The sequence below is a fragment of the Actinacidiphila polyblastidii genome, assembly GCF_036353415.1.
GTDB lineage: Bacteria > Actinomycetota > Actinomycetes > Streptomycetales > Streptomycetaceae > Actinacidiphila > Actinacidiphila polyblastidii.
In genome coordinates this window covers 165,544-191,339 of record NZ_JAZEWV010000009.1, presented here as the reverse complement: position 1 = coordinate 191,339, position 25,796 = coordinate 165,544, and the positions used below count along the sequence as shown (strand labels likewise).

General features: G+C 74.0%; 19 protein-coding genes and 1 pseudogene. 7 read left to right on the top strand and 13 right to left on the bottom strand.

Annotated features, from left to right (window positions below):
• Positions 1-18 precede the first annotated feature (18 nt).
• Positions 19-822, top strand: a complete 804-nt coding sequence (locus tag V2S66_RS14310; protein WP_330795287.1) for an NAD-dependent epimerase/dehydratase family protein — start codon at positions 19-21, stop codon at positions 820-822.
• Here the strand turns inward: V2S66_RS14310 and V2S66_RS14305 are convergent.
• The 8 genes from V2S66_RS14305 to V2S66_RS14270 form a co-directional block, all read right to left on the bottom strand.
• A complete protein-coding gene (locus V2S66_RS14305) occupies positions 789-1,457 on the bottom strand; it encodes a response regulator transcription factor (protein WP_330795286.1) in 669 nt (222 codons plus the stop codon). The genes V2S66_RS14310 and V2S66_RS14305 overlap by 34 nt on opposite strands.
• On the bottom strand, positions 1,454-2,620 hold the full coding sequence (locus V2S66_RS14300; protein WP_330795285.1) for a sensor histidine kinase: 1,167 nt from the start codon (positions 2,618-2,620) through the stop codon (positions 1,454-1,456). Before V2S66_RS14300 ends, V2S66_RS14305 begins: the two co-directional genes overlap by 4 nt.
• A 16-nt stretch (positions 2,621-2,636) precedes the next feature.
• Positions 2,637-3,464: an ABC transporter permease gene (locus tag V2S66_RS14295; RefSeq protein WP_330795284.1), complete on the bottom strand. Its 828-nt coding sequence runs from the start codon at positions 3,462-3,464 to the stop codon at positions 2,637-2,639.
• Positions 3,461-4,387 carry an ABC transporter ATP-binding protein gene (locus V2S66_RS14290; RefSeq protein WP_330795282.1) on the bottom strand — a complete coding sequence of 309 codons (927 nt, stop codon included), beginning with the start codon at positions 4,385-4,387 and terminating at the stop codon, positions 3,461-3,463. Before V2S66_RS14290 ends, V2S66_RS14295 begins: the two co-directional genes overlap by 4 nt.
• A 271-nt stretch (positions 4,388-4,658) precedes the next feature.
• Positions 4,659-7,715 (bottom strand): alpha-mannosidase, encoded by a 3,057-nt coding sequence (locus V2S66_RS14285; RefSeq protein ID WP_330795280.1) that lies wholly within the window; start codon positions 7,713-7,715, stop codon positions 4,659-4,661.
• 49 nt (positions 7,716-7,764) lie between these two features.
• The gene (locus V2S66_RS14280; RefSeq protein ID WP_330795278.1) at positions 7,765-8,661 is read right to left on the bottom strand and encodes a carbohydrate ABC transporter permease; all 897 of its coding nucleotides are present in this window, start codon (positions 8,659-8,661) and stop codon (positions 7,765-7,767) included.
• Positions 8,661-9,620 (bottom strand): carbohydrate ABC transporter permease, encoded by a 960-nt coding sequence (locus V2S66_RS14275; RefSeq protein WP_413966392.1) that lies wholly within the window; start codon positions 9,618-9,620, stop codon positions 8,661-8,663. Before V2S66_RS14275 ends, V2S66_RS14280 begins: the two co-directional genes overlap by 1 nt.
• Positions 9,617-10,999 (bottom strand): extracellular solute-binding protein, encoded by a 1,383-nt coding sequence (locus V2S66_RS14270; protein ID WP_330795277.1) that lies wholly within the window; start codon positions 10,997-10,999, stop codon positions 9,617-9,619. Before V2S66_RS14270 ends, V2S66_RS14275 begins: the two co-directional genes overlap by 4 nt.
• Positions 11,000-11,233: 234 nt before the next feature.
• Between V2S66_RS14270 and V2S66_RS14265 the strand changes: the two genes are divergently transcribed.
• The 3 genes from V2S66_RS14265 to V2S66_RS14255 all read left to right on the top strand — a co-directional run bounded on the left by V2S66_RS14265 (position 11,234) and on the right by V2S66_RS14255 (position 19,000).
• A complete protein-coding gene (locus tag V2S66_RS14265) occupies positions 11,234-12,475 on the top strand; it encodes an ROK family transcriptional regulator (RefSeq protein WP_330795275.1) in 1,242 nt (413 codons plus the stop codon).
• A 178-nt stretch (positions 12,476-12,653) separates the two neighbouring features.
• Positions 12,654-16,007, top strand: coding sequence for an ABC transporter permease (locus V2S66_RS14260; RefSeq protein ID WP_330795273.1), 3,354 nt, complete (start codon positions 12,654-12,656; stop codon positions 16,005-16,007).
• Between the two features lie 167 nt (positions 16,008-16,174).
• Entirely contained in the window at positions 16,175-19,000 is a 2,826-nt protein-coding gene (locus tag V2S66_RS14255) for a hypothetical protein (protein ID WP_330795271.1), read from the top strand.
• Between the two features lie 37 nt (positions 19,001-19,037).
• Here the strand turns inward: V2S66_RS14255 and V2S66_RS14250 are convergent, their stop codons facing one another.
• Positions 19,038-20,060, bottom strand: a complete 1,023-nt coding sequence (locus V2S66_RS14250; protein ID WP_413966391.1) for an ABC transporter ATP-binding protein — start codon at positions 20,058-20,060, stop codon at positions 19,038-19,040.
• Between the two features lie 146 nt (positions 20,061-20,206).
• Positions 20,207-20,365: pseudogene (locus tag V2S66_RS34525) on the bottom strand (LuxR C-terminal-related transcriptional regulator); the annotation flags it as partial.
• 204 nt (positions 20,366-20,569) lie between these two features.
• Between V2S66_RS34525 and V2S66_RS14245 the strand changes: the two are divergent.
• From V2S66_RS14245 to V2S66_RS14235, 3 genes are all read left to right on the top strand, one after another.
• The gene (locus V2S66_RS14245) at positions 20,570-20,770 is read left to right on the top strand and encodes a hypothetical protein (RefSeq protein ID WP_330795269.1); all 201 of its coding nucleotides are present in this window, start codon (positions 20,570-20,572) and stop codon (positions 20,768-20,770) included.
• Between the two features lie 323 nt (positions 20,771-21,093).
• The gene (locus tag V2S66_RS14240) at positions 21,094-21,726 is read left to right on the top strand and encodes a TetR family transcriptional regulator (protein ID WP_330795267.1); all 633 of its coding nucleotides are present in this window, start codon (positions 21,094-21,096) and stop codon (positions 21,724-21,726) included.
• A gap of 544 nt (positions 21,727-22,270) precedes the next feature.
• A complete protein-coding gene (locus V2S66_RS14235; protein WP_330795266.1) occupies positions 22,271-22,966 on the top strand; it encodes a hypothetical protein in 696 nt (231 codons plus the stop codon).
• Between the two features lie 45 nt (positions 22,967-23,011).
• Here V2S66_RS14235 and V2S66_RS14230 read toward each other — a convergent pair whose 3' ends face one another.
• The 3 genes from V2S66_RS14230 to V2S66_RS14220 are packed head-to-tail and all read right to left on the bottom strand — an operon-like array spanning position 23,012 to position 25,759.
• Entirely contained in the window at positions 23,012-23,848 is an 837-nt protein-coding gene (locus V2S66_RS14230; RefSeq protein ID WP_330795263.1) for a prephenate dehydratase, read from the bottom strand.
• A complete protein-coding gene (locus tag V2S66_RS14225; RefSeq protein WP_330795261.1) occupies positions 23,845-24,777 on the bottom strand; it encodes a hypothetical protein in 933 nt (310 codons plus the stop codon). The genes V2S66_RS14230 and V2S66_RS14225 overlap by 4 nt, the downstream gene beginning before the upstream one ends.
• A 4-nt stretch (positions 24,778-24,781) precedes the next feature.
• Positions 24,782-25,759 carry an NAD(P)-dependent oxidoreductase gene (locus tag V2S66_RS14220; RefSeq protein WP_330795260.1) on the bottom strand — a complete coding sequence of 326 codons (978 nt, stop codon included), beginning with the start codon at positions 25,757-25,759 and terminating at the stop codon, positions 24,782-24,784.
• Positions 25,760-25,796: the final 37 nt, after the last annotated feature.

The window sequence follows — 25,796 nt, the reverse complement described above, 5'->3', positions numbered from 1 at the left end:
CAACCATCGGGAGGTACGGTGCCGCGCACCGTTCTGATCACCGGCGCGGCCGGCGGGGTGGGCGGGTTCCTGCGGGCCGGACTGCCCGGACTCGGCTGGCACGTGCGGGGCTTCGACCTGGCGGCGCCGCCCGACGCGGGCCCGGACTGGACGGTCGGTGACATCACCGACCCCGTGGCGCTGGCCGCCGCGGCGGCCGGGGTGGACGCGGTGGTCCATCTCGCCGGAATCCCCGGCGAGGCGGCCTTCGCGGACCTGCTGCACGCCAACATCGACGGCACCTACCAGGTCTTCGAGGCGGCGCGCCGCGCGGGCGTACGCCGCGTCGTCTACGCGAGCAGCAACCACGCCGTCGGCTTCCACTCCCGCGAGTCCTCCCTGGGGGTGGAGGTCCGCCCCCGACCTGACACCTGTTACGGCGTGACCAAGGTCTTCGGCGAGGCCCTCGGGTCGCTGTACGCCGACCGCCACGGGATGGAGGTGGCCTGCGTCCGCATCGGTTCCTGCTTCCCCCGGCCGACCACGGTCCGGATGCTCTCCACCTGGCTCAGCCCCGGCGACGCGGTCGGGCTCACCCACGCCCTGCTGACCGCGACCGGCCTGCGGTACGAGATCCTGTACGGCGTCTCCGCCAACTCGCGAGGCTGGTGGGACCTGGCCCCGGCCCGGCGGCTGGGCTACCGCCCGCGGGACGACGCGGAAGTGCACGCCGCCGACGTCCTCGCGGCCTGCGGCCCCTTGCCGTTGGGCGATCCCGACGCCCGCTACGTGGGCGGCCGGATGGCCGGTCAGCGGTTCGGCGGGGTGAGTCCGTTCTCGTAGGCGAAGATGACCGCCTGGATGCGGTCGCGCAGTCGCAGTTTGGCGAGGACCCGGGCGACGTGGGTCTTGACGGTGGTCTCCGACAGGACGAGGCGGTCGGCGATCTCCTGGTTGGTGCGGCCGGCCGTCATCTCCGTGAACACCTCCCGCTCGCGCTGGGTCAGCGGTGCCAGGACGTCCTTCGGGGGCGCGCCGCCGCCGGCGGCGTGGAAGGTGCCGGCGTAGGTGTCCAGCAGGCGGCGGGTCGTGCTGGGGGCGAGGATCGCGTCGCCGGCGGCCACCGTACGGATGCCCGCGATGAGCTCCTCGGTCCGCGCGTTCTTGAGCAGGAAGCCGCTGGCGCCGGCGTGCAGGCCGGCGAAGGCGTATTCGTCGACGTCGAAGGTGGTCAGGATCAGCACCTTGACCTCCGGCAGGTGGGCGGCGATGTGGCGGGTGGCCTCGATCCCGTTCGTGCCGGGCATGCGGACGTCCATCAGGACGACGTCCGGCCGGAGCGCCGCCGCCTGGGCGATGGCCTGGACGCCGTTCGCCGCCTCTCCCACCGCGGCCATGTCGGGCTGCGCGTCGATGATCATCTTGAAGCCGTGGCGCAGCAGGTCCTGGTCGTCGGCGAGCAGGACCCGGATCGTCACGCGGCACCTGCCGGGTCGGTCACCGCGAGGTCGGCGACGACTTCCCAGCCGCCGCCGCGGGTCGGGCCCGCGTGGAACTCGCCCTGGTAGAGGGCGGTGCGTTCGCGCATGCCCACCAGTCCGTGCCCGACCGTCCCGGCGTTCGCCGGTGCGCCCGGCTCGCCGTCGTTGCCGACCCGGATGCGGACACGGTCCTCGCGGTGGTCGAGGGTGACGACGACGCGTCGGACGTTGCGGCCGTGTTTGAGCACGTTGGTCAGACTCTCCTGGACGATGCGGTAGATCGTGAGCTGCGCGGTCGGCGCCAGGTCCCCCGGTTCGCCGGAGACCGCGAGCTCGACCCTCAGGCCGGCTGACCGGGCGATGGAGATCAGGTCCGCCAGTTGCGCGACGCCGGGCTGGGGCGCCGCGTCCGCCGGTCCTGCGCCGCGCAGGACGCCGAGGATGCGCTGCATCTCGGCGAGCGCCTGGCGCCCGGCCTCCGATGCCTGGACGACGGTCTCGCGCACCGGGCCCTCGGGGCTCGTCGCGGCGGCGGCGTCGTTGAGGGTGATCATGACGGCGAGGCTGTGCGCGATGACGTCGTGCATCTCGCGCGCCATCCGGGTGCGCTCCTCGGCCACCGCGATCCGGGCTTGGTGGTCGCGGTCCCGCTCCGCGGTCTCGGCCCGCTCGATCATCGATGCCAGATAGGCCCGCCGGGTGCGGACGTACAGGCCGATCACGAGGGCGGCGGTGACGGTGCCGGTGGCCATCAGGGCGGTCAGCCACTGGCGGCCCTGCGGTGTCCACCGTGCGACGGCCATGATGACGCCGCTCTCGCCCACGACCAGGGCCGCCGCGAGCAGCCAGCGGCGTCGTTCCCAGGCGCCGAGGGAGTACAGCATGATCAGCACGGCCCCGACGGCGGCGATCGCCACGACGTCGGTCAGCCACGTCGCGAAGCAGACCCCGGCGACCAGCGCGGCTGCGGTCGCCGGGGCGGTGCGGCGCAGGGCCAGCGGTGCGGCCAGCGCCACGTCCCAGTACGGCGCGAGGGTGCTGCGGTAGTCGGGGCCGTAGCGGTCGGCCAGCGCCGCCGCGAGGGCGACGCCGCAGGCCAGCAGCGCGTCCGGGACGAGCGGACGTGCTGCCGGCGGAGCGCTGCTGCGGTCGGCGGGCATGGTCTCAGCGTCTCACTCAGGCGTCGCGGCGGCGCAGCGTGACGGAGGCGGCGGCGATGGCGGCGACGGCCCAGGCGCAGAGCACCAGCAGGCCGACCCCCGGCGACAGGTGCGGGGCCTCGGGCTGGGCCACCGTGAAGGCCTCCCCTGCCTGTGAGGGGAAGAACTGCGCGATGTGCTTGCCCGCCGATCCGAAGAGGCCGAACAGCTGGGGCACGACGAAGATCAGGGCGAAGAAGCTGACCAGGGAGCCGGGTGTCGAGCGCACCATCCAGGCGATCATGCCGCCGACCACGCCGGCCAGGACCATGTACAGGCTGGTGCCGAGCACGTACCGCCACACTCCCGGGTCGGCCAGCGAGAACCCCGGGCGGGACTGGCTGATCACGGCCTGGGAGATGAGGAAGGTGGCGACGGTGGCCACCGTCATCACCACGGCGGTGATCACGGAGAACACCGCGAGCTTGGCCCACAGCACCGGCTGGCGCTTGGGGACGGCGGCGAAGGTCGAACGGATCATGCCGGTGCTGAACTCACTGGAGACGAACAGCACGCCCAGTGCGCCGATCAGCAGCTGTCCCAGGAAGAAGCCCTGCAGCGGCGCCGAGGACGCCAGGTCGTTGGCGTCCTGGTTGCCGGTGAGATGGCGGGTGTTGAAGCCGATGACCAGTCCGATGGCAAGCATCCCGATCACGGCCGCGCCCAGCACCGCCCAGGTCGAGCGCAGGCTGCGCCACTTGATCCACTCGGACTTGACGGCCCTGCCGAGGGAGACCGGCTGGCTGTCGACGCGGGAGGCGGCGCCGCGCACAGCGGCGCCGGCGTCGGCGGTGGTGGTGCTCATGCGGCGTCCTCGGTGTACTCGACGGTGGAGCGGTAGTCGACCGACTCGTCGGTCAGCGCCATGTAGGCCTCTTCCAGGGACGCGGCATGGGTGGCCAGCTCCAGGAGGGTGATGCCTGCTGCCGCGGCGGTCCTGCCGATGTGGTCGCTGGTCAGGCCCTGCACCTCCAGCGTCTGGTCCGCGACGTCGCGGACGGTCACCTCGGGGCCGGCCAGCAGCTGGGCGAGCCGGCTCGCCTCGGGGGAACGGACGGTGACCAGGTCGGCGGAGGCCCCGGCGATGAAGTCCGCCATCGGCTGGTCCCGCAGCAGCCTGCCCTTGCCCACCAGGATGATGTGGTCGGCGGTCAGCGCCATCTCGCTCATCAGGTGCGAGGACAGGAACACGGTGCGGCCCTGGTCCGCCAGCCCCTTGAGCAGGTTGCGGATCCACCGGACCCCGTCCGGGTCCAGCCCGTTGACGGGCTCGTCGAGGATCAGCGTCTGCGGGTCGGCCAGCAGCGCCGAGGCGATGCCGAGCCGCTGCCCCATGCCGAGGGAGAAGGCGCCGGCGCGGCGGCCCGCGACCTCGCCGAGTCCGACCATCGCGATCACCTCGTCGACCCGCCGGTCGGCGATCCCCGCCGTGGCCGCCATCGCCAGCAGGTGGTTGCGGGCCGAGCGGCCGGTGTGCACCGCGCGGGCCTCCAGCAGCGCTCCGACCTGCGCCAGCGGGCGCCGGTGCGCGGCGAACGGCTTGCCGTTCACGGTGACCGATCCGGACGTGGGCGCGTCCAGCCCCATGATCATCCGCATGGTCGTGGACTTGCCGGCGCCGTTGGGGCCGAGAAAGCCGGTGATGACACCCGGCTCGACGGTGAACGTCAGCCCGTCGACGGCCAGCTTGTCCCCGTAGCGTTTGGTCAGACCCTCGGCCTTGATCACGCGTCCTCCAGAACTGGTGCGATCTGCGCTTTCAGCGTAGGAGGACGGTCCCGTCCGGAAGTCCTCCGGGCGAGGTGTCTTACGGGCCCGCCGGGTCATCCGATCGGAGGACCCCCGCGGCCGGGCCGGGACCGGTGGGGCCGTGGGCCGTTCCTTGCCGCACGGTCTGCCCCGTCGGGCGGGACGCCTCGGCGGGCACCCGGCGGCGGGGCGGGGACACCGCCGCCGGGGTCACGGGCAGGGGCCGTGCACGGCCCCTGGGCAGCGGCGGTCAGTCGCGGCGCGGGGTGAGCCGCAGGGTGAGGATCTGGAACGGCCGCAGGGTCAGCCGCACCCCGCCCTCCGTCACCTGGTGGCTGCCCTCGTCCGCCACCGGCCGCTCCAGCAGGTCGGTGACCGCGGCAGCGGCGAAGCCGAAGCCGGGCGTCAGGGTGGCGCTGGCCCGGCCGCCGTGCGCCTCGTAGAGGCGGACCACGACGTCTCCCGAGCGGTCGTCGGCGAGCTTGACGGCCGACACGACGATCGCGTCCTGGTCGACGGTAACCAGCGGCGCCACCTCGGCCGAGCCGGGCACGGTGCGCTCCGGCAGGTTCAGGTGGTAGCCCTCCCGGATCGCCTCGGCCACCGGTACGCCGACCACCAGGGCGTAGCGCAGCCGGTGTTCGCCCTGGTCGGCCTCCGGGTCGGGGAAGCGCGACGCCCTGGCCAGCGACAGCCGCACGGTGGTGGTCGTCCCGCCGTCGGGGCGCACGTCACGGGTGACATCGTGGCCGTACGTGGAGTCGTTGACCAGCGCGGCGCCCCAGCCGGGCTCGCCGACGTGCAGGAACCGGTGCGCGCAGACCTCGAACTTGGCCGCGTCCCAACTGGTGTTGGTGTGCGTCGGCCGCTCCACGTGGCCGAACGGGATCTCCGCGGTGGAGTGCGCGGCCCGCACGTCCAGCGGGAAGGCCGCCTTGAGCAGCTTCTCCCGCTCGTGCCAGTCGACCAGCGTGTCGATGTCCAGCCGCCGGGCGCCCGCTTCGAGGGTCAGCGTCTGCTCGATCCGTGAAGCGCCGAACACCCTCACCACACGGACGCCGCCGTCGACCGCCTCCACCGACTCGGCCCCGGTGAGGTCGCGGACGGTGTTGCGGTAGAAGGCGTCGATGTCCCAGGCGTCCCACGCGTTGGGGAAGTCCTGGTGCAGTTGGAGCAGGTTGGCCGGCGCACCGGGGGCGAGCGCCTCCCGGCCCGCGGTGAGGTCGTAGGCCGAGGTGATCAGGCCGCGTGCGTCGATCACGATCCGGACCAGGCCGTTGTCCAGGACGAATCCGCCGTCCTCGGCGACGGGCGGCACGGTGGCCGGGCCCTGCGGCCGGGGGGCGGCACCCATCGCCTGGACGCCGCCGCGGGCGTGCGGGGCGGCGTTGAAGACCACACCGCCGCCGTCGCCGCCGGCCGGGCCGGCCAGCGCCTGCTGGGCGTCGCCGATCAGCTGCCCGAGCTCGCGTGCCACGGCGACGTACGTCTCCTCCGCCTCGCGGTGCACCCAGGCGATGGAGGTGCCGGGCAGGATGTCGTGGAACTGGTGCAGCAGAACGGTCTTCCACAACCGGTCGAGCGCCTCGTACGGATAGGCCGCACCGGTCCGCCGCGCGGCGGTGGCCGCCCACAACTCGGCCTCGCGCAGGAGGTGTTCGCTGCGCCGGTTGCCCTGCTTGGTGGCGAGCTGGCTGGTCAGGGTGCCGCGGTGGAACTCCAGGTACAGCTCGCCCACCCAGACCGGCGCGTCGGGGTAGTCGGCCAGCGCCTTGGGGAAGAACTCGGCGGGTCCCTCGATCGAGATCCGCGGTGAGCCCTCCAGGCTGGCGAGCCGGGCGGCACGGGCCAGCATCTCCCGGGTGGGCCCGCCGCCGCCGTCGCCGTACCCGAACGGGACCAGCGACCGGTTGGTGCCCGCCTTGTCCTGGAAGTTCCGCTCGCTGTGCGCCACTTCGGCGCCCGACAGCTCGCTGTTGTAGGTGTCGACGGGCGGGAAGTGGCTGAAGATCCGGGTCCCGTCGATGCCCTCCCACCAGAAGGTGTGGTGCGGGAACTTGTTGGTGGTGTTCCAGGAGATCTTCTGGGTGAGGAACCAGCGCACCCCGGCCAGCTTCATCAGCTGCGGCAGCGCCGCGTTGTAGCCGAAGGTGTCCGGAAGCCACATCTCCTCGGTCTCGATGCCGAACTCGTCCAGGTAGAACCGCTTGCCGTGCACGAACTGCCGGGCCAGCGACTCCCCGCCGGTGATGTTGGTGTCCGGCTCCACCCACAGGCTCCCGGCGGGCAGGAACTGGCCGCTCTTGGTCTTCTCCTGGGCTCGGGCGTACACCTCGGGGCGGTGTTCCTTGAGCCACGCCAGCTGCTGGGCCTGGGACATCACGAACTTGAAGTCGGCGTGGTCGTCCATCAGCTGGGTGACGTTGGAGACGGTGCGGGCCACCTTGCGCACGGTCTCCCGCAGCGGCCACAGCCACGCCGAGTCGATATGGGCGTGGCCGACCGCGGAGATCCGGTGCGCACCGGTGCTCGCGGGCGCGGCCAGCGCCGGGACGAGGATCTCCCGCGCGGCGGCGGCGGTACCGCTGATGTCCTGCAGGTCGATCGCGTCCAGGGCGCGCTCGACCGCCTGGAGCAGCGCCCAGCGGCGGGTGGACTGGGCGGGCAGCTCCCCCATCAGCTGGCCGAGCACTTCCAGGTCCTGGGCCAGCTCGAAGACCCCCGCGTCGAACACCGCGAGGTCCAACCGCCGCAGCCGGTACAGCGGTTCACCGGCCGGCGCGTCCGTGTCGGCCAGCCACCGCGCACGGCCGCCGACCTCGGTGGGCGCGAAGTGCAGGACGCGGGGGCCGCTGTGCAGGACCACCGGATTGGCGGCGGCCTCGATGTGCGCGGTGAACCGCTCACCGCCGCGGGCCGACTGGACCACCGGCAGATGGGTGTTGCGCGGATTGAGCGCCTTCACCGCGGTGCCGTCGGGCCGGTAGACCAGCGCCTCGGCGGAGAAGCCGGGTTCTGTGGTGCCGAACCCCAGGTCGAGGACGGCCTCCACGGGCAGCCCGGCCCACTCGGCCGGCACCGTGCCGCTGACCCTGAACCAGCTGGTCGACCAGGCGGGGCCCCAGCGGTCGCCCACCCGCGCGGGCGTGTAGGCGGCGTTGATGCCGTCGGCGACCGGCACGGGTTCGCCCCGCACGTTCCAGATCTCGACCGTCAGGGGTGTCGACCTTGCGTGCACCGCAGGCTTGATGCGCTGGGTGAGGACGCGGTCGAGCCGGTTTTCGGTGACAGCGGGGTCGCTGTGCATGGGGGCCTCCTGCGCGAGGTGGGTGGGGCGTCGGCGGACGGGCGGTCGGTCAGCCCTTCAGGGCGCCGCCCAGGGCGAATCCGCCGCCGAGCCTGCGAGCGAGAACGAGGTACAGCAACACGACGGGGATGGAGTAGGTGATCGAGAACGCCGACAACTGGCCGTACTGGGTCTGGTCGTGCGCGCTGAGGAAGGTGAACACGCTGACGGACGCGGGCAGTTTCTCCGGCGAGAGCAGCAGGATGAAGGGCACGAAGAAGTTGCCCCACATGCCGATGAAGGTGAAGATCGTCACCACGATCACCCCGGGCCACATCAGCGGCAGGATGATCCGCCGCAGCACCTGCAGGGAGTTGGCCCCGTCGATTCGCGCGGCCTCCTCCAGCACCACGGGCACGCCGTCCATGAAGTTCTTCATCAGCCAGATCCCGAACGGCAGCGCGGACGCGGCCAGGAAGAGCGTCGCGCCGGGCATCGAGTCGATCAGGTCGACCTGCACGAACATGCTGTAGACCGGAATCATCACGGCGGTGATCGGCAGCCCGGTGGAGAACAGGATCGTCAGGAGGAACGGGCGCCGCAGCCGGGACCTGAACCGCGACAGCGGATACGCGGCGAGCACCGAGCACACCACGCACAGCAGGGTGCCGCCGCCGCACAGCAGCAGGCCGTTGAGCATCGGCCGGTAGGTGGTGTCCTTGTTGAGGATGTGCCGGAAGTTCTCCGTCGTCGGCGACGGCACCGCCATCCGGAAGCTGGCGTGCGGGTTGACCGCCGCCAGCAGCATCCACACCAGCGGCACCAGATACAGCACGGAGAACGCCAGGAGGCCGGCGTTGACGACGATGCGGCTCGCCCTGGCCCGGCTCCCGCGGCTGCGGCCGCCGGCCGGGCGCGCTGCCGGAGGTGCCAGGTCCACCGCCCGGGGGCTCTCGGTGACGGCCATCAGAACTCCTCCACCTTCAGCATCCGGATGTACACGAACGAGAACAGCGCCCCCACCACGAGCAGCACCAGCGCGATCGCCGTGCCGTAGCCGATCAGGCTGTTCTGGAACGCCTGCTGGTACATGAAGATCGGCAGCGTCTCGGTCTTGTTGCCCGGTCCGCCGCGGGTCATGGTGTAGATCAGGCCGAAGACCGAGAGCGTCTGCAGGGTGATCAGCATCAGGTTGGTCATGATCGAGCGGCGGATGACCGGCAGGGTGACCCGCCACAGCCGCTGCCAGGGCCCGGCGCCGTCGACCTCGGCGGCCTCGACGAGTTCCTGCGGCACGTCGTTGAGCGCCGCGGAGTACACCAGCATCGAGAACGCGGTGCCGCGCCAGACGTTGGCGATGCACACCGCCAGGATCGGCAGCGTGTACAGCCAGTTCTGCTGCGGCAGGTGCAGGGCGTGCAGGATCGAGTTCAGCGAGCCCTGGTCGAAGAAGAAGGCGTACATCAGGTAGCCCGCGACGACCTCGGGCAGCACCCACGCGGCGATGACGACGGTGCTGGTGACCGACCTGACCGGCTTGGACGCCTTCTCCATCAGGACCGCGAGCGCCAGGCCGAGGGTGTTCTGCCCGATCACGGCCGAGCCGACCACGAAGATCAGGGTCAGCTCGACGGCGTTGGTGAAGTCGGAGTCCTTGAACGCGCGGGTGAAGTTGTCGAACCCGACGAAGGAGGTGCCGGTCGCGCCGGTCAACTGCATGTCGGTGAACGCGTAGTAGACGCAGTAGCCGATCGGGCCGGCGAGGAAGACTGCCAGCAGGACCACCGAGGGGACCAGCGGCAGGCCCCTGAGCAGTCCGTTCGCCGCGGCCGCACGGCCGGAGGGCCGGCGGCTGACTCCGCCGGCCCTCCGGCTGCCGCCCGCCGCGCCGCCGGACAGGCCCGCCGTGTTGGCGCTGCTGGTCACTGCGCGCCCTGGACGGTCTTGTCGGCGCCCACCGCGGTCTTCACATCACTGTCGTACTGCGACGCGGCCTTGTCGACCGAACTCTGACCGGTGGTGACCGCCTCCATCGCCTTCTGGATCGCGCTGGAGACCTGGGCGTAGGCGGGCAGTCCCGGGCGGTAGAAGGTGTCGGGGACCAGCGCGGCGAAGAACGCGTTGGTGGGCAGCGACTTGAGGTACGCCGGATCGCTGGCGACGTCCTTGCGCACCGGGATGGTGGCGTTCACGCTGTTCCACCGGGAGGACGCCGCCTTGGTCTCCAGCGACTTCAGGAACGCGAAGGCCAGGTCGGGGTTCCCGGACTTGGCCGGGATCGACCAGGCCCAGCCGCCGGACATGCTGACCTTGCCGCTGCCCTGGCCGCTCTGGGTGGGCATGGCGGCCATGCCCATCGACTTCTGCCACTCGGGCCACGGCTTGGGGCCGGTGCGGATCCAGTTGTTCGGCATCCAGGAGCCGTCCAGGTCGATGGCCAGCTTGTTCTGCGGGAGCAGCTCGGTGCCGACCTCGGCTGTGAAGTTGGCGCCGAGGGCCTTCTGCGCCGTCGGGCCGATGCCCGTGCTGTACACGGTGTGGACGAAGTCGAGCGCGTCCCTGAATCCCTTGCTGCCGACCACCCACTTCTTCTGGGTGGTGTCGTACAGCGCGTTGTTGGCCGCGGGGGTGCCGTAGAGCAGCATCTCGAAGCCCTGCATGGACGACTGCTCACCTCCGGCGACTCCGGTGTAGACGTTGATCGGGGTGACGCCGGGAAGCCTGGCCTTGACGGTCCTGGCCGCCGCGAGCACGTCGTCCCAGGTCTTGGGCTGCCACGGGACCGGTATGCCGGCCTGCTGGAAGACGGTCTTGTTGTACCAGATGCCGCGGGTGTCCGTGTTGTCGGGAACGCCGTAGGTCTTGCCGTCCTCCGCGTACTTCATCGCGGCCTTGGACGGCGCCGCGTACTGGCTCCAGTCCGCCCACGAGGAGAGGTAGGGGTCCAGCGGCCTGAGGTAGCCGCCGGCCACGTCGGAGTTGATCGTGGCGGTGTCCTCGTAGACCAGGTCGGGAGCGGTCGAGGGGGAGCGCATCATCAGCTGGATCTTGGTGTAGTAGTCGTTCTCGCTGGCCGTGACGGGCACAAGCTTGACCTTCGTGCCCGGGTGGGCCTTCTCGAACGCCTCGACCATCGGAGCCAGATACGTGGCCTGCACCTTGTTGCTGTTGTTGAGGACCTGCTGGTAGACGACCTTGATCGTCTTGCTGTCGCTCCCGGACCCGGAACCACAGCCGGACAAGGTTGTCGCCAGCACCGCGGACACGACGGCGATGCCGGACGCTGCGAGCAGTCTCTGTCTCACGCCAAAACCTCCGGAGAGGGACCCGAACGGGCCCGCACGGAATGCGGAAGGCCGAAGGTGGCCCACCCGGGACACCCCCGAACAGCAGGGGCGCCAGCGGCCCTCACATGTCGGCGAAGCTAAATCCAATGGATGGAGTAAGTCAACGCTCATGACATGTAAACTTCGGGCCGAGCCGGGCACCCCGGCGCGTGGGAACGCCGTAACGACAGGCCGGACAGGGGGCGAGCGGCGATGACGCAGGGTGGGACCAATCTCCCTCGGGTCGGTGACTACAACCAGGCGGTCGTGCTGGACGCGATCCGCACCGCCGGCCCGGTCAGCAGGGTGGAACTGGCTCCGCTCACCGGTCTGACCAGCCAGACCGTCTCCAACGTGGTACGCAGGCTGCTCGCCGCCGGCCTCGTCTCGGAGTCCGGCTTCGCGCCGTCCAGCGGCGGCAAGCGGCGCACCCTGCTCTCCCCGCGCCCGGACGGCGCCTACGCGGTCGGGATCCAACTCGACCCGGACGCCGCCGTGATCGTCGTGGTCGACCTGGCCGGCGAGGTGCTCGACAGCAGGCGCGTACGGCTGCCCGATCCGGGCGACCCGGCCGCCGTCGTCGCCCGCGTGGCGGGCGCGGCCCAGCGGCTGACCGCGCGCACCCGGGTCGACCCGGCGCGGGTGCTCGGCACCGGCATCGCCGCCCCCGGCCCGATCGACGGCCCGGCGGGCGCGGTGGTCAAGCCCCCCAACTTCGCCGGCTGGGGCCGGGTTCCGCTGCTCGGACTCTTCGCGGAGGCCACCGGCATGCCGGTGGCGATGGACAACGACGCCACCGCCGCCGCGATCGGCGAGCGCTGGATCGGCGGCCGGCAGCGCGCCGGCAGCTTCCTGTTCATCTACCTCGGCACCGGCGTCGGCGCCGGCATCGTCCTCAACAACACCGTCCTGCGCGGCGATTCGGGCAACGCCGGGGAGTTCGGCCACATGGCCGTCGAGCCCGGCGAGCTGACCTGCGACTGCGGCGGCACCAACTGCCTCGGTCCGTACGTCGGTCCGGCCGCGATCATCGCCGACCTCTACGACCGGCACGGCAAGGAGACGGCCGAGCGGGCCGGCCTGACCGGCACCCCCGAGTCCGTGCACGACGACTGGCGGGCGCTGCGCCAGGCCGTTCGCCGCGGCGACCCCGCGGCCCAGGACGTCGTGCGGCACGCGGCGCGCCGGGTCGGCCAGGCCGCCAAGGGCGCGGTCGCGCTGCTCGACGTGAGCCGGGTGGTGCTGGGCGGGGAGACGCTGCGCGGCATCGAGTCGATCATGTGCGAGGAGATCGAGGCGGCGGTGAACAGCACGTCGGTCGCCCGGGTGATCCGCCCGATCACCGTCGAGAAGAGCGTGATCGGCGAGGCGGTGGGCGCGGTCGGCGCGGCCTCGCTGATCCTGCACGGCACCTACGCACCCGGGTGGCAGATGCTGACGCGGCCGCCGGCGTGAGGAGCGGAGGGCGGCCCCCGCTGAGCGCGCGCACCGCTCCCGCGCCGGTGGCCGTCCCGCTCCCCCGGTCAAGATCGTTGCTCCTTGCGCCGTTCGGGGACGCCTGATAGGACTGGGGCGCCGTCACCGTCACATGTTCGACACCGCGGGGGTTCATGTGGTCGCCACGGCCCACACCATGTCGCCACGGGACCCGGTCACCCCGCCGCGACCCGCTCGGCGCCGACTTCCCGCGCTCGCGCGGCGGGCCACTCAGCACGGGCTGGTGCTGGCCGCCGTCGCGGTCACCGTCCTGCTGTGCGCCACGGCGCTCGCCGCGCTCGCCGCGCTGACGGGGACCTCCGTGCAGGCCGGCGCCGTACGGCGGCTGGCCGCCGACCCCGACGCGCAGGTGGCCGTCAACGCGTCCTTCCGGGCCGGGGGGATGGCGGCCGCCGACCGCGACGTGCGGGCCGCCGACGACCGGGTGTTCGCCGGGGTGCCGCACCGGACCTACGTCGGGCTGCTGGGCACGTCACCGGTCTCGGTGACCGCAATCGGCGGGACCGGCGGGACCGCGGGCCCGCCGGCCGGCCCCGGCGGGAACGGGCTGCACCCGGTCGCCGTGCAGGACGCGGCGGACTTCGGCCGGCTGGTCTCCGGGCGGTGGCCCGCGGGCACGGCGCACGCCCCGGCCGGTGCGTTCACCTCGCTGCCCGACGTCCGGGTCGCCACCGGTTCCACCTCCCCCGTCGACACGGCCGTGCCGGAAGCGCTCGCGCGGCGCCTGGGCGTCGGCCCCGGTTCCCGCCTGCGGGTGCAGGACGGCTTCAAGCGCGCGATGACGCTGCGGATCACCGGCGTCTTCCGGGCGTCCGGCGCCGTCGGGTTCTGGCCCGCCATGGCCGGCGACCTGACGCAGGGAGAGACCGCCGACCAGCACCTGCTGGTGGTCGCGGCGTCGGCGCTGAACGGCAGCGCCGTCCTGAACGGGCATCTGACCGTCCACTGGAGCACGCAGCCCGACCTCTCCCGGCTGGACGCGGGCAGCCTCGCCGGGCTGCGCGACCGGCTGCACTCCTTCTCCGGCAGCCAGAGCGGCGTGTCGGTGTTCGACGGGCGGCAGCCGTCGCTCGACGACCTGACGGTGGCCTCCGGCCTGCCGGGCGCGATCGACGACCTGGCGGTGCCGATGGTGGCGGCCCGGTCCTCGCTGTACCTGCCGAGCGTGATGCTGGCGGTCCTCGCCCTGGCCACCCTGGTGCTGGCCGCCCGCCAGCTGACCGTGCGCCGGCGCGGGGAGCTGGCCCTCCAGCACGCCAGAGGCGCCGGCACGCCGCGGCTGCTGCGCGGCGCCGCGGCCGAGTGGGCGCTCACCGGTGTCCCGGCCGCCGCCGCCGCGCCCTTCCTGGCCGGGCTGCTGCAGCCCGGCAGCAGGGGCTCCGACGCGCGGGCCGCGGTGGGCCTGACCCTGCTGGTGCACGCCGCGGCGGTCCTGCTGCCGGTACTGCCGTCGGGGCGGACGCGGCCGCCCCGCGGCGCACGGGCCGCCGCCGCCCAGCGGCTCGGCGCCGACCTGGCGCTGCTGGCGATCGCGGCCCTGGGGTATCTGGAGCTGCGGCGGCACCACTCGCTGATGGCCGGCGTGGGCACCGCGAGCACGTCCGCCGACCCGGTGCTGGTCCTGGTGCCCGCTGTGGTGACCGGCGCGGCCGCACTCCTCCTGCTGCGGCTGCTGCCGCTGACCTCGCTGCTGCTGGACGCCTCCGGCCGGCGCGGCAGGGGCCTGGTACTCGCCCTGGCGGGCTGGCAGTTGAGCCGGCGCGCCGCGCGCAACGCCGGGCCGGTCGTGCTGATGTGCCTGGCCGTGTCGGTGAGCGCCTTCGCCACCACCGCACTGGCCTGTCTGGGCGGCCTGGCCTCGGAGCAGGCCGCGTTCACCGTCGGCGCGGACGTGCGGATCACCCCGTCCGCGGACGACGGCTACCCCGCCTCGGTGCTCGCCTCCGCCTACCGCGCGCTGCCGTCGGTGACCGGCGCGACCCCGGTGACGCAGGCGACGGTGAACCTGCCGGGCGGTGCCACCGAGAACCTCGTCGGCACCATCGGCGGGCCCGCCCCGCGCACCGCGTCACCGTCACCGGTGGTCTTCGGGATACCGGTCCCCGGACGTCCCACCGCGCTGCTGCTGGACGAGCGGCTGCGCAGCGACGGCAGCCAGGCGGCGCCGAACCTGGAACTGACCGTGCAGGACGCGTCCGGCCTGGACAGCGCCGTGTCGACGCCCCTGCCCGCCGCCGACGGCGCGCGGCACACCGTCGTGGTCCCGCTCGACGTGGCCCTGAACGGCGGCCACCAGCGGGCGTATCCGCTGACCGTGACCGCCGTCAGCGTCCTGCCGCGGCAGAACGTGCATCCCGCGCGGCTGGACCTGGAACTGATCAGGATCGGCGCGCGCGGCACCGCCGGCACCGCGGACAGCTGGGCCGCCTCGATGCCCGGCGGGCAGGCGTGGGCCGACGGCACGGTCCACGCGGGCGACGCCACCGCGGGGGCCTGCAGGGGACAGCTGGCCGGCGGCTACTCCCCCGGCACGCCCGGGGTGTGCCGGATCGTCCGCGGCGGCGGCGAGGTCCTCAGGACCACCGTCAGCACCGGCATGCGGCCCTCCCAGGCGACCAGCGACATCTTCGGCGGGCTGGCCGGCGGCGACTACGACACGACGCCCGGCGCCGGCGTGCGGCTCGTCGCGGGCCCCGCGGGCAGGTCCGCACCGCTGCCGGTGCGCGCCGACGACGCCGCGCTTCGCGACGCGCACCTGGCGGTGGGCGGCCTCACCACGCTGGACCTCGGCGACGGCGGCCCGGTCACCGCCCGGATCGTGGGCCGCGCAGGCCCGCTGCCGGGACTGGGCCGCGGGCAGGGGCACCTGATCGCCGACCAGCGCCAGCTCGCCGGCGCGATGACGCTGGCCGGCGCCGACCGGAACGACCCCGCTTTCTGGTGGCTCGGCAGCACCGACGGTGCCCGTACGGCCGCCGCCGCCCAGGCGCAGCCCGCGCTGGGCGTCGTGACCACCACGGCGCGCACCGCGGCGTCCCTGCAGGAGGACCCGTTCCGCAGCGGGCTGCGCCGGGGGCTGGAGCTCGTCCGGTACCTGGCCCCCGGGTTCGCGGTCATCGCCTTCACGGTGCACGCGGTGGTCTCCACCCGGCAGCGCCGCAAGGAGTTCGCGCTGCTGCGGGCGATCGGCGTGCGTTCCGTGAGCCTGTCCGGGCTGCTCGGCGCGGAGCAGCTGAGCCTCGCGCTGTTCGCTGTGGTGCCGGGGGCGCTGATGGGCATGGCCCTGGCGTCGGCGGTGCTGCCGCTGGTCACCGTGGACGACAGCGGGCATGCACCCTATCCGCCGCTGCCGCTGGTCATCCCCTGGGCCACCGTGGCGCTGACCGCGGTGGCCACCGCCGTGGCCGTCAGCGCGGTCGTGCTGGGACTGGCCAGGCTGCTGGCCCGGGTGGACCTGGTGCGGGTGCTGCGGGCCGGGGAGGACCGGTGAGCCGGGCGGCCGGACACGAGCGGGAGGAGCGGACGGTGACGGGAGCCGCGGGCCGGGACAGCGGCGCGGACGGGGGCGCGGGCGTGGGCGGTAGTGGCGGCGGCAACGCGGGCGGGGACGTGGGCGGCGGCCGGGGCCGGGCCGGGGGAACGGGCGCGGCCGCCGCGATGACGTTGCGCCTGATACGCCGCGAGGCGCGCGGTGACCTGCCGCTGCTGGCCTGCCTGGCGGTGCTGGTCCTGGTGCTGACCGCGCTGTGCGCCTGGGCACCCGCCGTCGCGGGCCGCCAGGAGGACCGCGCGCTGCAGCAGCGCGTCGACGCCGCGCAGGCCCAGGCGCCGCTGATCAGCCTGAGCGCCACGCCCGAGGTCTTCAACACCACCCCGCCCGCGGTGGACATGGCCGGACTGCTCGCCGCCGGCGGCACCTTCACCGAGCAGCTCCACGGGCCCGCCGCGCGGCGCCTGACCTTCGCCGGCGGCGCCGGCTACGACTACAACCAGGCGTCCCTGACGGCGCCCCAGCCGCCGGGGCCCGCGCACACCAGCACCGAACTGGCGATCAGCTACCTGCCGTCCGCGGGCGCCCACGTGCGCTACGTCGGCGGCCACGCACCCGCCGACCTCACACCGGCGGGCACCGCTCCGCAGATCGGGTTGTCGCAGGCCACCGCGCGGGCACTGGGCGTCCGGGTGGGCAGCCGGCTGACCCTCGAGTTTCCCGCCACACCCGCGGTGCAGGACGCGCCGCCCCACGCGACGCTGCTGGTGAGCGGGGTCTACCGCCCCACGTCCGCCGCCGACGACGGCTTCTGGGCCGGCCGGGAGACGCTGGACCAGCCGCTGCGCCATCCCGCGGAGCGCTCGGCCGGCACGGTCCTCGCCGTCCGCGGCCTGGTCGGCCTCGACGCCGCCGACCTGCTGTCCGGCGCCGGGGTGGGCGGCCCGCGGGTGACCTGGCACCTGCGCGCCGACCTGTCGGGGGCGGCGCTCGACCAGGCCCGCGCGCTGGCCGGGCCGCTGTCCCACTACAGCGCGGAGCTGAGCGGGGACCGGTGCCAGGGGGCCGACTGGATCACCGGCGACATCAGCTGCCACGTCGGCGGCCAGGCCACCGGGCCGCTGCTGGTGACCGACTTCCTGACACCGCTGCTGACGACCTTCACCGCTCAGGACCACCAGGCCAGGGCGCTGGCGGCGTTCGCCGTCGACGCGCTGGCGGCGGTCGCGCTGGCCACCGTCGCCGTCGCGGTGCGGCTGCTGCTGCGCCGCAGGCACGCGCACCTGCGGTTGCAGCGCGCGCGGGGCGCCTCCACCACGCGGCTGGTGCTGCTGCGGTGCGCCGTGGCCTGGCCGGTGGTGCTGATCGCCGCCGCGCTCGGCTGGGCGGCGGGCCGGGCCCTCGCTCCGGCCGGCACGTCCGGGGCGCCGCTGCCGGTGCCCGCCGCGGTCGCCGCCGCGGTGGTGGCGCTGGTGGTGCCGCTGATGACCTGGTCCGCGGTCCGCGAGCCGCGCAGGCCCGGCCGGCTGCGGCGCTCGCGGCGCAGGACCGCCGTCGGCCGGCGCGTGGTGCTGGAGTCGACGGTGCTGCTCGCGGCGGCGGCAGGCGTGGTCGCGCTGCGCTCGCAGGGCCCCGACGGAATCCTGGGCGCGGTGCCGGTACTGGTGGCGCTGGCCGTCGTGCTGGTGCTGCTGCGGGTCTACCCGCTCGTGCTGCGCCTGGTGCTGCGGCAGATCCGGCGCGGCCGGGGCACGGTGGGCTTCGTCGGCACGGCTCGGGCCGCGCACGACGCGCCGGCGACCGGACTGGCCCTGTTCGTGCTGGTCCTGACGCTGGGTACGGCCGTGTTCGGCGGCCTCGTCCAGCGCACCATCGGCGACGGCGCGGCCACCGGGGCGGCCTGGACCGCCGGCGCGGACGCGAGCGCGACGGTGGCCGGGACCGTCGCCCCGGTTCCGGGGGACGCGACCTCCGGGGGGACCTCCGGCGGGATACGGACCGCCGTCCAGCGGCTGCGCACCTTCGAACTCGTGGGACAGGCCGACGGCGCGGTGGTCGCCCCGGTCGCGGTGGTCACCGTCGATCCCCGGCAACTGGCGGCCGTCGCCCCGAAGTCGCCGCTCGCCGGCGCGCTGCTGTCCAAACTGGCCGTGCCGCCGGGCAGCCGGATCGGCGCGGACGCCACGCTGCCGTCCTTCCTCTCGCCCGACCTGCGGGCGAGCGAGCGCACCGGGGGGTTCACCTCCACGGTTCTGGCCCCCGGGCAGCGCTCGGTGAACCTGGTCCTGAAGCCGGTCGCCACCCTCACCGCCGCGGAGCTGCGCGACCCCCTCCTCGGTCCGGTCACCGCGCGGCTCCCGGCCGGGACGCCGCTGCTGATCACCACCGCCGCCGCCGAGCCCGTGATGCCCGACCAGTCCTCGGGAACCACCGTGCTGCTCCTCAAGAGCGGCGGGCCGGCCGCCGCCGGGGCCCCGGCGCTGCGTGCCGAGGCGGCCAGGGCGCTCGGGCCGCTGGCCCGGATCCAGGTGCGCTCGGCTGCTCTGGGCACCCTGCGCGAGGACGGCCTGACGCGGGGGCTCGCCACGATCTACACCACCGGCTCGATCCTCGCCGCGCTCTTCGGACTGCTCGCGCTCGCCCTCGAACTGACCCTCACGTCACCGGAGCGCGGCCGCACGACCTCGTACCTGCGCACGCTCGGACTGGGCGGCGGGGCGGCCGCGACGCTGCACTTCCTGCAACTGCTGCCGCTCGCGGTGGCGTCCGCGGTGGGCGGCGCGCTGCTCGGACTGCTCGTACCGCGGCTCATGGCGGGGACGCTGGACCTGCGGCAGTTCACCGGCGGCCCGGCCCAACCGGCGCTGCGGACGGACTACTCGCTGACCCTCGCCCTCGTGCTCGGCGTGACCGCGCTGATCCTGGCCGCCGCGGCCACCGAGACGGTCCTCGCGCGCCGGCGCCGTCTGGGAGCCGTGCTGCGGCTCGCGTGAACACCCGCGTACGGGCGGCGGCCGCCGCGCGACGCCCTCAGCGGCCGCCCTCGGCCTGCTGACCGCGGCCCGCGGCTTCCGCCTCCTCCGCGTCGGACCTCGCCCGCCGCGCGGCCTCGTCGGGCCAGACGCCGATGTGGTCGCTCTCCAGGGCCAGCCGCACCCGCTTGCGCATGTGCAGGCGCTGGGTGAACTCGCCCGGCAGCTGCATCCGGCCGCTGCCGTCCAGTACCGCGTACTCCTCGGCGGTGTGCACCTCGACGCCGTCCTCGCCGGTGGCGACCCGGCGGAGCACCTCGGTGGAGGTGCGGCCGTTGCGGATCCGCACGGTGCGCTGGACCTGCTCCGACACCAGCGCGTCGTGGGTGACCACGACGACGGTGACGCCCAGGTCCTCGTTGGCGCGGCGCAGCGCGGCGAAGACCTCGTCGCTGGTGGCGGTGTCGAGTTCGCCGGTGGGTTCGTCCGCGAACAGCACCCGGGGCTCGTTGGCGTTGGCGACGGCGATGGCGACCCGCTGCTGCTCACCGCCGGAGAGGGTGTCCGGGGTGCGGTCCCGGCAGTGGCCGACGGACAGCAGGTCGAGCAGCTCCTCGGCGCGGGCCCGGCGTCGGGAGCGCTTGATCCCGGTGTACGTCATCGGGAGCATCACGTTCTCGGCCGCCGTCAGGTAGGGCAGCAGGTTGCGGGAGGTCTGCTGCCAGACGAAGCCGACGGTGCCGCGGCGGTACTCCAGCCGCTCGCGGCGCTTCATGGCGAGCAGGTCGTGCCCGGCGACCTCGGCGGCGCCCGCGGTGGGCGCGTCCTGGCCGGAGAGTATGCCCAGCAGAGTGGACTTGCCGGAGCCGGAGGCGCCGATCACGGCGATCATCTCGCCCTGCGCCACGGCCAGGTCGAGGCCCTGGAGGGCCTGCACCTCGACGCCCTCGGTCTGGTAGATCCGCACCAGGTTCTCGCAGACGACCAGCCCCTCCTCCCGCCGCGGTCGGGCGGCGGCGACGGCTCGCCGGCTCAGCTCGTCCAGGTCCGGGGCCCCGGTCGGCTCTTCATGGACTGTCACGCGACCCCCCGAGGAGGTGAAAGTCTGCGGATCACTCTGCGAACAGCCGCCAGGATAGTACGGGACGGTCACCGCGCGGTCGGACGCACAGGTCCGTGCGGGCCGGGGGCGGGCGGGGGGAACACGTCCCGGTCGCCGGCCTCCCGCAGATCGAGGTCGGTCAGGGCGTCGCGCAGGCGCTCGGGAGCTATGCCGAGCTTCGGGTAGATCTGGTACAGGTGAGCGCCGATGGTCCGGTGCGACAGCTACAGCCGCTCGGCTATCTGCTTGTTCGTCGGCCCGGTGGCCGCCGGCGTCGCGATCTCATGCCGTCACGGACGCGGAGCAGTGTCTGGATCTCGACCTGGCCGTCTCCTCGTATAGCTCCTCCTCCTGCCCGCCGGCCCGCAGCGGACTCGGCAGGACATCGACGCGACATCACCGTCTTGACAGGTGACGGATGGGGATGCGAGTGTGCACACGTGGCTCCGTAGAAGCACGATCAGCCACCGAACGAGCGGAGGTCGGCCATGAACATCACCGTCAAGGTCAGCACGGACGATGCGGGGGCAGCCCGCACCGCACGCTTCGGCCACCTGCCCGAGCGCGTCCGGATCGAGGACACGGTCGGGGAGAAGCAGGTCGCCGCGAGCGACGCGGTGCGCCGCACCTACGACGCCGAGACGTCGTGGAACCACTTCAACTGCCTGGCCGTGGACCTCGGTCTCTGAGGCTCCGACCCCGGCGGGCGATCCCGCCGGGCGGTCGGGCGTCTTGACCCGAAGGACAGACCCCTGCTGCCACCGCGAGGAGCCGGTGGGCCCTCGGCAGCAGGACAAGGCGGCCGCCTCGCGCCCTCCCCCGGCGCGGGGCGGCCGCCGCGCGGGCAGGGCGCACGTTCCGCCTCCTCCCGCCCGCGCTGCGTGGCCGTGACGAGCATCCGACGGCCGTCCGCGGGGTCCGGGCTGCATGTCACGGGTCGGCCGCGGGCACCGGCGGAACCGGTCCGCACACCTCGGACGGCCCGCGGGACAGCCCCCGTATGCTCCTGGGCATGAGTGCTGCACAGCCCGCCCGCAAGCGTGACGCGGCCGCGACGCGTGAGGCGATCCTCGCCGCGGCCGTCGTGGAGTTCACCGAGAACGGATACGCGCGGGCCGGAGTCCGGCAGATCGCCGAACGGGCGGGTGTGACGGCCATGATGATCAACCGTTACTTCGGCTCGAAGGAGCGCCTGTTCGCCGAGGCCGTGGACCGCGCCTTCGGCCCGCCGACCATCGTCGGCGACGAACGCCGTGGTCTGTCGCACTCCCTCGCGCTCACGCTCGCCGAGAGCACCGCGCCGGACGCCGAACTCCTCGACCCGTTCCTGCTGTTGCTCCGCTCGGCAGCCGACCCGGAGGCGGCGGGCATCCTCAAGCGGGGTGTCGAGGCCCACCCGGGCGCCCGCCTCGCGGGACTGCTGGGCGGTTCCGACGCGGACGTCCGCGCCCAGCTCGGGCTCGCGCTGATCGCCGGAACCTGGTTGCTGCGCACGGTCGTGGGCACCACCGCGCTCGCGTCGGCCGACGACGGCCGTCTCGCGGACCTTCTGGCCGCCATGCTCGAACCCCTCACCCGGGGGGCCGGTGCGGCGCAGGCCGGCGCCGTCAGGACGGCTTCCGATGGCGCGCCGCCGACGGGGTGACGGCCGGCGCCGCAGCCGGCGCCTGACGGTACAGGGCGGCCTGGTTCCCGGTCACCCCCAGACCCGAGACCACGCCGAACACCATGATGCTCAGCGTCAGGGCCCAGACCGGCGTGGTCGCGTCGAACAGCAGCAGACCGGCCCGTGGTCGTACGACGCACTCGTCGACCTGCTCACCCGGACGGTGCTCGCCACCGCCACCAAGGGCCCCCACCTCCTGTGACACCCCGGCAGAGGTGAACCTGGAGGGCCGGACATCCGTTTACCTCTTCGAGACACCTGTCGCCGGTCCCGGCGGCGGGTGCGGCACGCTCGTCCTCCGTCCCGCCGGTCCCGGTGGGACGCGGGGCCGACGGGCCCCGCCCCGGCAAGAGCCGCATTCCCCCGTGCGCGGTTGCCGGGGCGGTCTCCTGGCGGTCCGGTACGGACACATCCCCCCCGGGGGACAGGTCCGCCGCCGCCCGGCAGTCCGCCGGAGGCCCGGCTCCGGCCGAGGACGCCGGCCCCAGGAGTGCGGCCGCCACCAGCCAGGGAGGGCTCCCCCGTGCAGCACCGTGTCCCGATCGATCTGATGTCGCCGCGGAGCCGGAGCGTCCGGCGTCACCTGCGGGCCGCCCGCGCCTACGCGCGAGGGCACGGCGATCTCGCGGCGATCGCGGCGCGGACGACGGTGACCGTCGACGGCGACGAGGTGCGCCTCGGCCCGTGGCTGGCCCGGATACGCGACGGCGGAGTCCGCATCGACACGAGGACCCGCCAGGAGCTGACCGAGCTGGGGATGCGCTGGGAGCCGCACGGGAAGGCGGCCGCGCGACGCCGACTCCGGGCCGCGCGCCAGTACGCCGACGCGCACGGCGGCCTCGGCGCGGTACGGCAGCACACCAGGGTCGCCGTCGACGGGACGCCCGAGCGGCTCGGCGCGTGGCTCGACCGGGTGCGCTCCGGGAGCAGCCCGGTCGATGACGACGTCCGATCGGCTCTGACCGCACTGGGGATGCGCTGGGAGGTCGCGAAGCGCCCCGCGGGCGAGGACTTCCTCCGCGGCGCGCGCGCCTACGCCGCCGCGCACGGCTCCCTCGCCGGCGTCCGGCACGACACCGTCGTGGACGTGGACGGCGTAGGGCTCCGTCTCGGCGGCTGGGTCAGCCGTGTCCGCGGCGGCCGCTCCCCGGTGACCTCGGCGCAGCGGTCCGTCCTGACGGACCTCGGCATGCGGTGGCACCAGGGCGCCGGAGGCTGAGGACGCACGCGGGCCCGCGCTCGTCGCGGCGCGGCCCCGCGGAGGTCAGCCCTCCAGCCGGTGCGGATGCGCGCGGTAGACGCCCAGGATGCGGACCTCCGAGGAGAAGAAACGCAGCTCGTGCAGGGCGAGTGCGACATGCCGCTCGTCCGGATGGCCCTCGACCTCGACGTAGAAGCGGCTGGGATTGAGCCCGGCGCCCAGCTGGTAGCTCTCGATCTTGGTGAGGTTCACACCGTTGCTGGCGAAACCGCCGAGCGCTTTGTACAGGGCGCTCGGGATGTTCCGCACGCAGAAGAACAGGCTCGTCATCGTCGGTTCGCCCGTGTTCGGGGCGGGGGCGGCGTCCCGGGACAGGACGACGAACCGGGTGGTGTTGTCCGGGTCGTCCTCGACCTCGGGGCGCAGGACGTCGAGGCCGTAGAGCGCGGCCGCGGCGGGCGGCGCGAGCGCCGCGTGCCGGGGGTCGCCCAGCTCCGCCACCTCGCGCGCCGCTCCGGCCGTGTCGTCGCTGACCAGGGTGCGCCAGCCGCCCTCGCGCAGCACCTTGCGGCACTGGCCGAGGGCGTGCGTGTGGCTCCGCACCCACTCCACCTGCTCCAGGGACGTGCCGGGCACGGCCATCAGGTCGAAGCGGATCGCGAGGAAGTGCTCGGCGACGATGAACAGCCCGGACTCGGGCAGCAGATGGTGCACGTCCGCGACCCGGCCCGCGGCCGAGTTGTCCATCGGGATCACGGCGACGTCGGCGGCGCCGAGCGCCACCGCGTCCAGGGCCTGCTCGAAACCCGTGCAGGGCAGCTCGCTGCGCTCGGGGTACAGGGCTCGCGCGGCGGTCGCCGAATTGGATCCCGGTTCACCCTGATATGCGACGGTTGTCACCGTGTCAAGCCTTCCTGCGGGGAGGTTCTGTCGTCGGGCGGAAGAAGCTCCATCGAATACCGCGCCTGCAGCAGTATCGGTGCACTGGCTTCGATCAGACGCACCAGGGGATGTGCTCCGTCGCCCGCACGCGCCGCCAGTGCGTGGTCGTACACCGACATGACCACCTGGTGGACCGTGGCCGCGGTCCGCCGGAGCTGGGAGGCGAGCCGCTCCCCGAAGGGGGACGGTACGCCCTGGCGCGCGGTGGGAGCGCCGTGCAGGGCTGCCGCCAGGCTGGTCCTCTCGTCGTGCAGGACGGCGGCGAGTCCGGTCGCCGCGGCGGCGGCCCGCGACGCCGCCTCCCCCACCGTACCGGCCGCCGCGCCGCCCCGGAGGTCGGTCAGCCGGCGGGCCGCCCCGAGCGCGAGGGCCGCGCTCGCCGTCCAGTGGAAGGCCGCGTCCCCGGGCCGCAGGGGTGTGCCCGCCGCGTGGGTGGCGAAGCCCGCCGGCACGTACGCGTCGTCCAGACGGAACGGCTCCCCCGGCCCGTCCTGACCCGTACGGTCGCGGACCGCGCCCGGGTGCGCCGTGCCCGGGAGCAGCTTCGAGGAGACCACGAAGAGGTCGGGACCGGCGGCCGTCGCAGGGGCGAGCGGAAGGACCAGCCAGGGTCCCCGGGCGCCGTACGCCGGAAGGCGCCACGATCCCGACAGCCGGAAGCCGCCGTCGACCGGCCGGACCACGGGACCCTGGCCGACCCGTGCGGCGGGGACGGCGGCGGGGACGGCGGCGGGGAGCGGCGCGGCCCAGTTCCAGGAACCGGTGAACGCCTGCCAGGCCGCCGAGGGGTCGCGACAGCCGTCCGCCTCGAAGAACGCGAGCACCGTCGCGAGGGCGGTGCCGGGCCCGACCGAGGTCCGCCGGTCACCGTGGGTGGAGGTCGTCATGTGCTCAGGCAGCGCGCTCACCGGCCTCGGTTCCCGTGGTCGTCAGGACGACGTTGTCCAGCTCCTCGCCTCGTGCGTAGCGGTGCAGCTGCCGGCGCAGGAACCCGGTGGACATCGTGGGGAACGCCTCGGTGAAGGCCCCCACGTGCGGGGTGATCAGCGCGCCGGGCAGCTCCCAGAGGGGATGGCCAGGCGGCAGCGGTTCCGGGTCGGTGACGTCGAGCGCGACCCGGATGCGGCCGGCCTCCACCTCGCGGACCAGCGCACGGGTGTCCACGAGTTCGCCGCGGGCGACGTTCACCAGCAGGGCGCCGTCCTTCAGCGACGCCAGCGCGTCCGCACCGAACATCCCGCGGGTCCGGTCGGTCAGCGGCGCGCACAGCACCACCGCGTCCGCCGTGGGCAGCAGCGCGGGCAGTTCCGCCGCCCCGTGGACACGGCCGTCCGGCGTGGCGCGCGCCGTCCGGGCCACGAGGACCGTCTCGCACCGGAACGCGCCGAGCCGGGCGGCGACGGCCGCCCCCACGGCGCCATGGCCGACGACCATGACGCGCTTGCCGACCAGCGTGGGGTGGAGTCGCGGCTCCCACCTGTGCCCTGCCTGCTGGGCCCCGAACCGGTCGAGCCCGCGGCACAGGGCCAGCAGCAGGGTGAGGGCCAGCTCTGCGGTGGCCTCGCGGTGCACTCCGCGCGCGGTGGCCAGCCGCGTTCCGGGCGGCATCGCACCCAGCAGCGGGGTCATGTGGTCATAGCCGGAGCTGAGCAGCTGGAGCACCTCGAGGTTGCGCATGCCCGGCAGTACGGGACCCAGGACGCGCTCCGCGCCGGGCGCCGGCGGACCGACGACGAAGCGGACGTCCGCGGGGTCGCCGGGGAGCGGGTTCGACCCGTCCCAGAAGGCGTAGGCGAGCCCGTCAGGAAGGCCGGGGATCCGGCTTCGGTGGTACGGCAGCCAGACGGTCTTGCCGTCGTTCACGTGCATCAGCTTCTTCTCGCTCTGGTTCCGCGGGCGCCGGCGG